The 12,908-nt window shown below is 65.8% G+C and carries 7 protein-coding genes; 3 read left to right on the top strand and 4 right to left on the bottom strand.

Annotation, left to right across the window (positions count from 1 at the left end):
• Positions 1 to 473 precede the first annotated feature (473 nt).
• Positions 474 to 1,238: a TlpA family protein disulfide reductase gene (locus tag C480_RS04295; protein ID WP_049903314.1), complete on the top strand. Its 765-nt coding sequence runs from the start codon at positions 474 to 476 to the stop codon at positions 1,236 to 1,238.
• 233 nt (positions 1,239 to 1,471) lie between these two features.
• On the opposite strand, the gene C480_RS04300 is transcribed toward C480_RS04295, so the two are convergent.
• The gene (locus C480_RS04300) at positions 1,472 to 3,952 is read right to left on the bottom strand and encodes a DNA topoisomerase I (RefSeq protein ID WP_006664395.1); all 2,481 of its coding nucleotides are present in this window, start codon (positions 3,950 to 3,952) and stop codon (positions 1,472 to 1,474) included.
• A gap of 239 nt (positions 3,953 to 4,191) precedes the next feature.
• Positions 4,192 to 8,124, bottom strand: coding sequence for a glycoside hydrolase family 97 catalytic domain-containing protein (locus C480_RS04305; protein ID WP_006664396.1), 3,933 nt, complete (start codon positions 8,122 to 8,124; stop codon positions 4,192 to 4,194).
• Between the two features lie 208 nt (positions 8,125 to 8,332).
• Here C480_RS04305 and C480_RS04310 point away from each other — a divergent pair, with 208 nt between their 5' ends.
• A complete protein-coding gene (locus tag C480_RS04310) occupies positions 8,333 to 9,718 on the top strand; it encodes an MATE family efflux transporter (RefSeq protein WP_049903208.1) in 1,386 nt (461 codons plus the stop codon).
• A gap of 16 nt (positions 9,719 to 9,734) precedes the next feature.
• Here the strand turns inward: C480_RS04310 and C480_RS04315 are convergent, their stop codons facing one another.
• Together C480_RS04315 and C480_RS04320 are read right to left on the bottom strand one after the other, a co-directional pair.
• Positions 9,735 to 11,429 (bottom strand): flippase, encoded by a 1,695-nt coding sequence (locus C480_RS04315; protein WP_006664398.1) that lies wholly within the window; start codon positions 11,427 to 11,429, stop codon positions 9,735 to 9,737.
• Positions 11,430 to 11,536: 107 nt separating this feature from the next.
• A complete protein-coding gene (locus C480_RS04320) occupies positions 11,537 to 11,950 on the bottom strand; it encodes an FxLYD domain-containing protein (protein WP_006664399.1) in 414 nt (137 codons plus the stop codon).
• Between the two features lie 159 nt (positions 11,951 to 12,109).
• Here C480_RS04320 and C480_RS04325 point away from each other — a divergent pair, with 159 nt between their 5' ends.
• On the top strand, positions 12,110 to 12,847 hold the full coding sequence (locus C480_RS04325) for a DUF2103 domain-containing protein (RefSeq protein ID WP_006664400.1): 738 nt from the start codon (positions 12,110 to 12,112) through the stop codon (positions 12,845 to 12,847).
• Positions 12,848 to 12,908: the final 61 nt, after the last annotated feature.

Here is a 12,908-nt window from a genome sequence, read left to right on the forward strand (position 1 = left end):
GCGAGTGGTGGGCCGCTCACGACGGGAACTGGACGATCGGCATGGACGAGGAAGGCACGTTACAGGATGTCTACGAGGTCAGCGGAACGCCGACAACGATCGTCATCGACGCCGACGGAGAGAGCCACTGGCGAGATGAGGGCGGCACGACGACCGCGAACTTCGTGACCGGCGTCACGGAGACGCTCGAGACGCTAGACGACGCTGGAACGACCACGGAAACGGACACGAACGAGACGAGCGGGTAATCGTCCCTGGGTCTGCGGATCACAGCCACCTGTCACCTTCGAGAGACGAACCAGTGGACCCATTGGTCTTGATCACGTACACTCGCGCATGAAACCCCGGCGATCGCTTTCCCCGTGGCGATTTCGGAGTTCGAGTCAGCGCCTCGGTGGGTGGCCCGACTCCGATCGCTCTCGTCCTCGATGTCCCGCAGCTAGCACGTGCCGTCCGTCGGCGGTGACGGCCCGATGAAACGGCGAACGCTTCTCGCCGGCGTCGGCAGCGTCGGCGTCCTCGTCGGTGCCGGCGGGATCCTCTCCGGAGCCATCCCCATCGATTCCTTCGGCGAACCGCGATCCGCGAACACGCCGAGCGGAAACGCGGACGGAACCGACGGCGACGGCCCCATCGAACTCGAAACGATCGAGGCGACCGGTAGCGAGGCCGGAACGCTCGAGGTCCCGAACGACGGCGTCACCGTCGCCATGTTCTTCGCGCCGAGCTGCGGGAACTGTCAGGCTCTCATGCCGCAACTCAGATCCGCCCGCGACGAACTCAAGGAGGAGTACGGAGACGATCTGACCGTCGTCTCGATTACCCCCGAGCAGGATCACGACGAACTCCGCGAGTGGTGGGACGAGCACAGCGGTAACTGGTACCTCGGGTTTCATTCCGGGCGGTCGTTGGCTTCGGCCTACCAGGTCGTCGGCTATCCGGTCGTGATCATAATCGACGAAAACGGGGAGAAACGCCGCCACATGACCGGAAACCCTGATGCCCGAAAGTTGAAGTACGCGATCGAACCCGAACTCGAGGCCTATCGCGAACGAGCGGCGGAAGCCGAGAGCGAATCCGACGCTGACGGCGACACTGAAAACGAGTCCGCGTCGACTAAGACTGAGACTGAGACTGAGACCGAAACCGAGACCGGAAACGGAAGCGAGAGCGAAACCGAGACCGAGAGCGAGAGCGAGACCACCGAAACCGAGACGAGTTCAGCCGCGAGCGCGTGAGGGCCGAAGACCGGCTCGACGGAACCCAACGCCGATCCGTTTCTGTTGTGGCTCGAACTGCTGTCAGCGACTGGTATTCGACGATTTCGACGAGTGAGTGTGTAATAGGAAGATCATCGGAGAGTGGCCAGGCCGTCGAACGGGAGCCGCCGCTGAGAAGCGACACAGCAGGATCGTCACGAGAAGTCTGTGCCGTGACAAAACGGCGAAAATTCGGGGATGCTGGTCGGGGCTCAGGCGCTCGCCTGCCAGTTTCGAACGCGATCCGCGCTCACGCCGTCGACGCTCTCGGCGATCGAGTCCGGATCGGCGTCGGCCAGATCGTCGATACTCTCGATACCCGCCGACGCGAGCTTCTCGACCGTCTTCGCACCGATGCCGTCGATCGACTCGAGGTCCGACCCGCTCTCGCTCTCGCGGGCCTGGAACTCCTGGTAGTTACAGATCGGACAACCCAGTTCCCACGGCTCGTCGCCGCTGTGGATGACGAGTTCAGGAAGTTCGTGGTCGTCGCAGAACTCGTCGGTGACCTCGATTTCGCCGCGGCGGGGTAGCGGCAGCGAGTACTCGCAGTCGGGGTAGCGCGTACAGCCGACGAGTCGGGAGCCGCTCTGGAGCGTTTTGATCGCGAGTTCTCCGTCGTGGTCTTGGCCGCACTCGGGGCAGGTCCCCAGAATCGGCCCCTCGCCGGCGTCTTCGGCCTTGCACAGCGGACAACCGTGGACGAACGTTTGCCGGCCGGCGAGCATCTTCACCTCGTGTAGGCCGTGGTCCTCGCACTCGTCGTCGAGGATCAGCGGTTTGCCCGTCGAGGGCAGCGGCAGGGTGAACTCGCAGTCGGGGTAGCCGTCGCAGCCGACGAAGTACGAGCCGTGGCGACTGCGGCGCACGAGGAGGTCCTCGCCGCAGTCGGGACAGGGGCCGAGTCGCTTGTCGTCTTTGAGCGACTTGCGGAGGTGGTCGCCGATCTCGTCGCGCGAGTCGGCGAGGTTGGCGAAGATTTCCTCGAGCATTTCCCGGGACTCGTCGGTCACGTCTTCGAGTCCGGCCTCGCCGGAGGCGATGGCGTCCATGTCGGCCTCGAGTTGGGCCGTCATGTCCTCGCTCACGACGCGGTCGGCGTAGTTCTCGGCGGCCTCGACGACGGCCATCGCAAGCTTGGTCGGGCGCGGCGGGTCGCTTTCGATGTAGCCGCGATCGTAGAGCTTCTGGATGGTTTCGTGGCGCGTCGACTTCGTCCCGATGCCCATGTCCTCCATGGTCTCGATGAGCCGGGACTGGCCGTACCGGCGGGGCGGCTGGGTCTGTTTGTCCTCGAGTTCGACGTCGGTGATCGAGATGGCTTCGCCTTCCTCGACGTCGGGGACGTAGTTCTCGGTGGTGCTGAAGTACGGGTAGACATCGTGGTAGCCGGGTTCGACGAGGCGTTTGCCGTTGGCTTTGAGGCGGTGATCGGCGGCCTCGGCGACGACCTTGAGGTGTTCCCAGACGGCGTCCGCGGCGACCGTCGCGTAGAACCGGCGGACGACGAGTTCGAAGATTTCCCACTCGTCGTCCGAGACATCGCCGCGGGCGGGGATCTCGCCGGTCGGATGGATCGGCGGGTGGTCGGTCGTCTCCTCGTCGCCCTCGGTGGGGACGATATCGTCCGCGTCGAGCAGCGACTCGGCGGACTCGCCGAGGGAGGGGTGGCCGACGAAGTCATCGAGCAGCTCCTCGGGGTCCAGATCGTCGGGGTAGACGGTGTTGTCCGTCCGCGGGTACGTGATGTAGCCGGCGGTGTAGAGGTCCTCCGCGATGGACATGGCGCGCTTTGCGGAGTAGCCGAGCGAGCCGGCGGCGCGGATGAACTGGGTCGTGTTGAACGGTGCCGGCGGCGAGTCGGTGCGCGTGCGGCGGTTGACGTCGACCACGGTCGCCGTCTCGCGCTGGGAGAGCGTCTCGAAGACCTCCTCGGCGGTGGCTTCCTCCCAGACGCGTTCGGCCTCGTTGTCGTCCTCGTCGTAGTAGAAGTACTGGGCTTCGAAGGCTTCCTCACCCTTGGCCACGTCGGCGACGAGTTCCCAGTAGTCTTCGGGGTCGAACGCCTGGATCTCGCGCTCGCGATCGACGATCAGTCTAAGCGTCGGCGACTGGACGCGGCCGACGGAAATGAAGTCGTTGCCGAGCTGGCCGGCCGACAGCGAGAGAAAGCGCGTGAGCGCGGCACCCCAGACGAGGTCGATGATCTGGCGGGCCTCGCCCGCCGCGGCCAGGTCGAAGTCGAGTTCGTCGGGCTCGTCGAAGGCGTCTGTGACCTCGGTTTCCGTGATCGAGGAGAACCGAACGCGGCGGATGGGGACCTCGTCGTCGACCTCGCGGACGATGTCGTAGGCCTCCTTGCCGATGAGTTCGCCCTCGCGGTCGTAGTCGGTCGCGATGGTGACCTGGGTCGCCTTTCGGGAGAGGATACGGAGGGTGGCGACGATGTTCTCCTTCGTCGCGGTCTTTTCGACGCTCGCGTCGATGAGCTCGACGGGTTCGACGTCGCGCCAGTCGGAGTACTCGGATGGGAAGTCGACGCCGACGACGTGACCCGAGAGGCCGACACAGCGCGTGCCGCCCCACTCGTAGACGTTGACGCCGTTCTCGCGGGTCGTGTCGTACGTGCCGCCGCTCAGGATGTCCGAGATTCGCCGCGCAGCGTTGTTCTTCTCGGTGATGATCAGTTCCACTATCGATCACCTTCCCGACGGCAGCGGTCGGGGGTGCATCGTCGAGTGTCGTTCATGCTCGCTGGCTACGATTGAGAATTTGATAACGCTTTCGCCGATAATCGCCGGACTGCGCGGGTATGCGTGCGATGCGCGGGCGCTGCGCTCGCGTGCGCGAGGTCCGTGAGTAGTTGTAAGCGGACGACGATTGGCTTCAGGAACGCACAGCCGAAATCGCGCCCGAGTCCGAGTACTCGCGTTCAGTCCGACAACGGTATGAACGGGAGCGTCGCGCGCTCGCTCTCGTCGTAGGCGAGCGCCTCGGACTGCTCGATTCCATCGGGCGTCAGCAGGTCGAGAATCCGCGGCGCGTTCTCGACTGCACCCGCCCGTGCACCACCGAAGGTGAACTCGTCGGCCTCGACCGCGACCGGACGGAACGCGCCGTAGTCCTCCGAGCCGACGACCGGGACGAGTTCAGCGCTCGCGAGGTCGACGTCCAGAGCGGCCTTCTCGACGGACACCACCACCGTGTCGGCGTCGTGATCGGCGACCGTTGCCGGCGACCCGAGTTCGGTTCCCGCGGCGTCGACCAGGCTCGCCTCGAAGCCGCTCGCAGCGATGCGGTAGTGCCACGGGGCGGCGAAGTCGGCCGCCACCTGCAGGTCGCCGAGTTCAGTTGTCCGGCCCGCCGACTCCGACGGGTCGCGGAGGTAGATCGCGAAATAGTGCGGCGAGAACTCGCCGCCGAATGTCGCGTAGAGGTCGCCCACTTCGAGGGCGAACAGGTACTCGCCGTCCGATTCGTAGACGCCGACCGAGCGCAGGTCGAACGCCCCCTCCCGGAACGCGTCGTCCGTCGGGTACACGTACTCGCCGGGGCCGTGATCGTCGCCGCGCGGATCGCTGAACTCGGCGACGAGTTCGCCCGGCGCGACGGTGACGGATTCGGACGCGAGGACGCGGCCGTCGGTCGGGTCCCGCAGGACGACTTCGTGGGTTCCGATCGACGTGATCGCGTAGTCGAATTCGAACACGTCGTTCGACGCGCCGGGCGCGAGGCGGACGTTGGCGACGGTTTCGCGGTCGCCGTCGATTTCGATCGCGACCGTCTCGCCGCCGATGAACTCGCCGTCGTTCGAGCCGGTCGCCGAGATGAAGGCCGAACCGGGTGCGGTCTCCGCGTCGATGTCGTAGCTGACGGTCTGGGTCGGGCGTTCGTACGCCGGCAGGTCGCGTCGGTCCTCGCCGCGTGCCGGTCGGAGCCGGATCGCCGTGCCGCCGCTGCTGGCCATCGAGGCGAGGATCGTCGTGCCGGGGTCGACGATGACCTCGTCGATCCTGACGGTTTCGGGGTCGGATCGGTAGCCGCCGCCGAGGCCGTCGCTATAGATTTCGGCGACGTATTTGGGCCCGCGGGGGATGCCGGCGTCGTCGTTGCCAGTGGCGCTGTCGGTACCGGTCTCGGTACCGTTGCCATTGCCGTTGCCAGGTCCCTGACCGTTCCCGGTATCGGCAGCGCCGCCGCTGTGACCGCGACCTGCCGACCCGGCGTTTCCGGGCGCGAGAAAGTCGAGCGGCACGTCGATCGCCCGGCCGCCGTCGTCGGTCATCGCGCCGACGTACCACTCCTTTCCCGTCCGGCGGGCGGTGATCGTGTACTCGCCGATCGCCGCGTCGAGAACTCGCGTCTCGTCCCAGCCGGCGGCCGGCACGTTCTCGATGAACGCGAACTCGGGTTTCGCGTCCATGTTCTCGTTTGCGGGCGTGTAGCCCTCGTACGCCGCTGGAACGGGTGACGGCTCGCCGGCCTCGCCGACCGCGATCGTATTGAGGTTGAAGCCGCCGACGTCGCCCTCGAACTCGCCGTCCGAGTCGTCGTAGTGGAGTTCGATCGCGATCGTATTGTCGCCCTCGGCGAGTTCAACCGACGTGGTGAACACGTCCCACCGATCCCAGTACTCGGTGAACTCGGGGGAGATGGTCCGCGTCGAGTCGTTGACGCGCAGGGTCGCCTGCGGGCCGCCGGCGTCGATCACGCGCTGGGCGTTGTCCTCGGGGGCGCTCGCGTAGCGCAGGTGGAGGTCGTAGGTGCCCGCGTCGGCGTCGCGGACGGTGAACGAGACGGACGATCCCGAGGGGACGCGGTTGGGATCGACGGCGACGTAGTTCGTCCCGAACGCGTTTCGCCACTCGTCGAGGGTGACGAAGCCGTCGATCTCGCCCGAGGCGGCCTGGACGAGTTCACCGACGGCGAACTCGTCGTTGACGTAGGCCTCGATGCGGTCGGCGGCCATCTGGAGGCCGCCGAGGTAGGTCGGGTACATGGCGAGTTGCTTGGCTCGCGTCGTCTGAATCCGGCCGCCGCGGTCGTCGGTGAACGTGAGGTCGAAGATGCCGGGCTGGTAGCTGACCGGGCCGGCGAGATTGCGCGTGAACGGCAGCGTGACGTGGTGGTCTGCGCCCACGTCCGCACTGAGCTGGTCGAAGCCGTCGTACTCCTGGGCTTTCACCACCTCTCGACTCGCCACGTTGGGGTAGGTACGGATTTCGCCCGTCGGCTTGATGCCTTCGTGGATCTCGAGCAGCTGGCGGTTCGCGGCGGCGGCTTCGATGACGAGTCGGTGGTGGTTGACCGCGAGTTGGTTGTGCTGGTTGTGCGTCGGCTCGGAGCCGTCGCCGTCGATTCCGAGCCCCGGGTCGGAGACGTAGCCGTTTTTGATCGAGTGGATACCCAGGTCCTCGTACTGGGCAAAGATGTCGTCCTCGAGGATCTGCGACTCGTAGTTCGGCAGCGCGCCCGCCGTTTCGTTGTGGATGGTCATCTCCACGTCGCCGTCGAGTTCGTGACCGAAGTCGGTGACTGCCTCGACGTCGAAGTCGGGGTAGGAACCGTCGACGGAGAAGTCGAGACCGGTGCCGTCGCCGGGGTAGGTGTCCCAGCCCTCGTTCCAGCCCTCCACGAGGACGCTGTCGATGCCGTTCCGGTCGGCAAAGCGCATGTACCGTTTCATCCGCTCGGTGCGAGCGCCGTGGATGTACCCCGCCGCCGCTTCGGGCGTCTCGAAGGACTCGTCGGCCCGGTACTCCCAGTTCGCCGAGCCGGCGATCATCGTCCACCAGATGCCGACGTACGTTCTGGGCGTGATCCAGCTCGTGTCGGGGTCGCCGTCGACGGTCGGCAAGACCGATTCCGCAAGCGGCGGGCTCAACAGCGGAATCAGCTGCGACTCGATCAGGTCGCCCGGTCGCCGACCGATCTGAATCGTCCGCCACGGCGTCGCGTTCGGCAGTTCGAGCGAGGCCTTCGTGCCGTCGGGTAACGGCGTCAACTCCGTGCTAAAGGCCGTCCCGCCCGTCTCCGACTGCGGTGCGATCGTCGCGGACGCGTAGTCGACCAGATTCGACTCGTGAACGCTCAGGTAGATGTCGCCGTCGGCTCGCACCGTCAACGGCGTGTGCGCCCCGTTTCGCATCGGCGTGTCCGTCGGCCGCGTCCGCCTCGAGCCGCCCGGAATCTCGCTGAGCGGCGTCTCCGCGTACTCCTGTTCGAATCGCGGATTGGTGACCTCGTTGTCGATCCACCAGGCCGTGTAGTCGTCCGCGAAGGCAAACGCCGTGTTCTCCGACGCGATCACCGCCCGCTCGCTGTTGCTCGCGAAGCTCTCGTCGAATCCCACGCGAAAGCCCAGCCCGTCGTCGAACACGCGGATCTCGAGGGTGGCCGTCCGTCCCGGACCTCCCGTCTCCGCCAGTCCGAGCCGGAGCGCGTTGTAGTCGGCCTCGACGCTGTCGAACTCGCCCCACACCGGCTCCCAATGTTCCGTCGTCGATTCGCGCTCGCTGCCCGTGACCTCGAGTTCAGCTTCGGGGTCGGCCCCGTCGCTGCCGGCCCCGAACGTCGGCTGATTTCTGAACTCGAACCCGATCGCCGACGGTTCGATGTAGGTCGTGTCGTCGACGGCGACCGCGTATCGTGGAACGCCGTCCGAAACGTCGACCGTTACGCAAATCGTCCCGTCGGGGGAGGTGACGCGTTGCACGGCTTCATCGTCGTCGTTCGAAACGGGGTCTGTCAGCCACGCGAGGCCCGGTCGCGTGTACGCCGCCGCGGCCAGCGCGGTCGTCATCCCGCCGAGTACCGTCAGCCGCGTCGAATCTAACAACGATTGTTGTGATTCTTTTTCACGCATTGGCAGACACGACTGCATCACCGACCATCATAAAATTTGGTAATTGGTAGAATACGACGTGGTAGAAGATTGTCACCTTCGATGCGCCGGCTGGCGGACACCGAGCGGGGACCGCCGGAAACGGGAGTTCTTTCACGTCGCCGGACGAGACACGGACAGAGCAGTCGTGTCAGGAACGGGTTCGGAACCGGAGCGAAAGCGCGTCGATATGACATCGGGAGCGATTCCGCCGAAACTGTTGGCGCTGTCCTGGCCGCTCGTCCTTGGCAATCTCCTGCAGACGGTCTACAACCTCGCGGATATGTTCTGGGTCGGTCGGGTTGGCGACGGTGAAATCGCCGTCGCTGCGGTCTCGCTCATGTTTCCGCTGTCGTGGATGTTCGTCTCGACGGCGATGGGAATCACCGCGGCCACCATCGCGCTCGTCTCGCAGTACGTCGGCTCCGGAGACGACAGAAGGGCGGACCGCGTCGTGGCACAGACCGTGCTCCTGACGCTTACGGTTTCGACCGCTCTCGCCGTCGTCGGGCTCTCCTTCCGGCGACCGCTATTGGGACTCATCGGCGCTCGCGAGCAGGTGTTCGTCGAGGCGCTCGCTTACATCGAAATCATCTTCCTCGCGCTGCCGCTCACCTTCCTGTTTTTCGCCTTTCGGGCCTCGCTGCAGGGTGCCGGCGACACGAAGACGGCGATGTGGCTCGTGTTCGTCTCCGCCGGCATCAACGTCGTGATCGACCCGTTTCTCATCCTCGGCTGGGGACCGTTCCCCGCGATGGGAACGCGCGGGGCCGCCGTCGCCACGTTCATCTCGCGCGGACTCGCGACGGCCGCCGGCATCGCCATCCTGCTCGACGGGCGATTCGGCGTTCGACTCCGTCTCGCGGACCTCAAACCGAACCTCGACGTACAACGGCAACTCGTCTCCGTCGGGACGCCCTCGACGGTCGACGGCTGGGCCCGTAGCTTCGCCTCGGTCGCGATGGCCGGGCTCGTCGCCCGGTTCGGCGCGACGCCGACCGCAGCCTACGGCATCGGCGTTCGACTGATGTCCGTCACGTGGTCGGTCGCCGGCGCTGTCGGCAACGCGGCGGCAACCGGCGTCGGTCAGAATCTCGGCGCGAGAACGCCCGACCGGGCCGCCGCCGTCGCGCGAACCGCGACCGGCGGCACGATGGGCTGTCTCTTCGTCGTCGCCGCCACCCTCTTTCTCGTTCCGGCACGGGCGATGGGCATCTTCGTCGACAACCCCGACGTGATCGCCGAAGGCGTTCGCTTCCTGCGGATCATGACGCCGTTCTGGGCGCTGTTCGCCGGTGTCATGGTCATCCAGGGCGCGTTTCGCGGTGCCGGAAACACGCTGGAGGCGATGGTCCTCTCTATCCTCTCTCGGTGGGTCTTTCGCCTCCCGGTCGCCCTCGTGCTCGCGTTCGCCTGGGCGGTGACGATTCCGGGACTCGACGTGACGGTCACCGGCCTCGACTGGGGAACCGAGGGCATCTGGTGGGCCTACTCCTTCGGCATGGTCCTCTCGTTCGTCGTCGCCGTCGCCTGGTTCCGCCTCGGCACCTGGAAACGCGGCATCGTCGGCGAGTGAGCCGCAGCCACCACCGTCAACCCACCGGCAACCACCGCTCGAGCGCCGGACTGAACTCGCCGAGCATGCGAGCGTCCTCCTCGGTGAACGCATCCGTGACGACCAGCGAACCCAGATAGACGCCGACCACGACGACCGGCAGCAACCCGACGATCAGCAGCCCCGACTCGAACACGACCACGATCGGTACACCCGCAATCGTCGCCGGGATGCCGGCACCCACAACTCTGGCGAAATCCCGGGTAAACGGCTGAATCCCGTCGATAACGTACACTTCTCCGAGCGTGAGCCCGCCCACCAAAACCAGCGCCGTCGCCGACCCGATCGCCGCCCCCTCGATCCCGACCACCGGCACGAGCGCCATCGACACGAGGAAATTCGCCCCGAAGAGCACGAGCGTGTTGGCGAAGACGATCCGCGAGTACCCCATCCCCTGCAACAGCGAGCCGTTCGGCCCGCCGACCGTCACGTTGAACAAAAACGCTCCGCACAGCAACACGACGACGAGATTCGCCTCGGCGTACTGGGGCGTGTACAGCACGGCGAGATACGAACTCGCGCCCAGCGAGAGGACGATCGCGATCGGCAGGGTGAGGCCGGCGATCCACCGGGCGGCCACCCGAAACCGCCGTTCGACGAGTTCAGTGTCGTCCTTGGTTTCGGCGATGAGCGGTTTGAACACGGGCGAGAGGGAGTTGAAGATGATCATCAGGCCGGAGCCGAGCATGTAGCCGACCCGGTAGATGCCGACGTCGTCGGCGTCGAGGAAGTAGCCGACGACGAAGTAGTCGACCTGTCCCATCAGGACGAAGACGACGCTGGTCATCGCGAGCGGGAGCGAGTAGGTGACGAGCGGGCGAACCGGGACGAGTTCGATATCGCTCGTCAGGAGGCCCCGGGCGCGTGCTCTGGAGACGAAGGCGAACGCGCCGACGGCGATGGCGACGAACAGGCCGACGACGTAGCCGATGATCAGGGCGAGGAGGCCGAGACTGGCGAGCAGGAGGCCGGCCGTCACGCCGAAGCGGACGAGCGGCCTGACGATATCGCGCATGAGAACGCGGTACTGGAGTTGTTTGATGCTGTAGGCGGAGGTAAGCACCACTCTGTAGATCGCGAGCATCGGAATGGTTACCGACAGGTACAGGAGTGCGACCTGCATCGAGGGTTCCTGAAAGAGGTCGCCGATGGTTCGCGAGCCGGCCGCGAGCGCGACCGCGACGATCGACGAAGCCACGAGGACGACCGCGGTGACCTGAACGATGACGCCCGTCGCCTTGCCCTGTTCGCCCGCGTCGAGGTACTGCGGGACGAAGTAGTCGATTGCGAGCGGCAACCCGAGATTGGCAAAAACTTGGGTGAAGAGGATGACGGAGGTCGCGAGGACGAACAGCCCGTAGATCGAGGGGCTGACGAACCGGGTCATCAGCATGACGATCGCGAAGCCGAACGCGCCCTTGACGACGTTCCCGATGAACGTGATGCCGCCCTGTTTTGCGAGGGTCGTGATCCCCTCGTCGTGGGCGGTTTCGGCGGTGGACAAGGGGGTAGATGCGGATTCAGGGCCAGGGACAGAATCAAACTCGGAATTCGAATCAGGATCAGTGCCGGGGCCGGACGCACTGTCGGATCCGTCCTCGACATCGGACGGCGTTCCCGTCCCGGACGCGGACGCGGAATCACCCTCGGCAGCACCATTACGCTCGGTCATATCACGATCACCTCGTCTTCGGTCCCGCCGTCCGCGTTCTCGCCCGTTCGCCGACGCTGTCCGCGCCGCCCGTTTCGTCCGCTCGTCAGCGGACCCACCCGATCACGCTACACGCCCGTCACCGGCTCGAGTTCGTATCCCGCGACCGCGGCCGCCTGCTCGCCGAACTGGGGGAACTCGACCTCGAACGACCACTCCTCGCCCGAGGACACGTCCTCGTCGACGTGTTCGATGACGCGTTCGAGTTCAGCCCCCGCGGCGTCGACGAACGTCGCCCGGATTTCGACGTAGTTGAGCGTGCGGTCGCCGACGTTTTTGACGACCGCCCAGACGAACACGCGTTCGTCCTCGGTATCGGGATCGACGCGAACGAGGTCATCCCAGACGATGTCTACGTCACCGGCCCCGGGTTCGGTGAGGTCCTCACCATCGTCGTCGATGAACTCGAGACAGCCCGCAGCGCCCGCGGAGAGAACCGTGCCGGCGAGGGCCAGAACCGAGCGACGGTGCAGCCGGGACATCTGCCGTGTGTAGACGAGGCTGGACCTTCAGCGTTCGGGTCGGCCTCACGGCCGGCAATAGCCGGTCGGCACCCGCGGTGTGAGCGCCGACGCTGGCTCACCGCGCCCGGTCGAAAGCGGGTCGGTTTTACACGTCCGCGCCCAACCGCCCCTATCGTCATGGAGTGTCGTCACTGCGCCTCGCCGCTCGAGAAACCCGGCGACTTCTGTCTGGTCTGTCGCGAAGAGAACACCGAAGCGGTCGTTCTCGAGGCCGCACGCGACCGAGTGACGCTGACGATGCTCGCGGCGGAAGACGACCGCGACCGGACAGAGCCAGTTCTCGGCGAGACGACGATCACGACGACGCCCGAAGACGGCGAGAACGAACCGATCGAACTCCGGAACTTCGCCGGGTTGGTCGGTGACGAGATCCGGCGCAAGCGTCCCGAGGAGGTCTATGCGGGCGGCGAGCGTACCGTCATCCGTGCAGTCCGCGAAGACGTCCACCACAAGTTCTACCGCGTCGATGCCGACGATCCGGTCGGGGAAGTTCGCAAGCGCCGCGGGACGCGAGCCCTCGACGTCGTGGAGACGCCGCCGGTGGAGAAGATCGGCGGGAGTCACTCCACGCTGATCGGGGGGCGGACGGGGATGCAGGCGATTCAGACCGTGGCCGGACATCCCCACGTCAAGAAGGTGATTCCCGGACCGATCGATGCGGGCGGAAACGGCTCTCAGTCGGGGCTGCGGGCGAAAGTGACGCGTGCCGACGACGGCGGCAACGTGCGAATGTTGCTCCGGGACGGCTCGAGCGTGCAGGAAAATCGCATCGTGACGACCGCTCGCGACCGGGAGATGGGCGAGCGAATCCGTGCGGATCTCAACGACGTGCTCGCAGAGGACGAGTTCCGGTAGGGAGTCGTTTGCAGTGGGTGCTGACAAATACTGTCACTAGTCGATGGAAGTGACACTCACT

Source organism: Natrialba aegyptia DSM 13077, assembly GCF_000337535.1.
Taxonomy (GTDB): Archaea; Halobacteriota; Halobacteria; order Halobacteriales; family Natrialbaceae; genus Natrialba; species Natrialba aegyptia.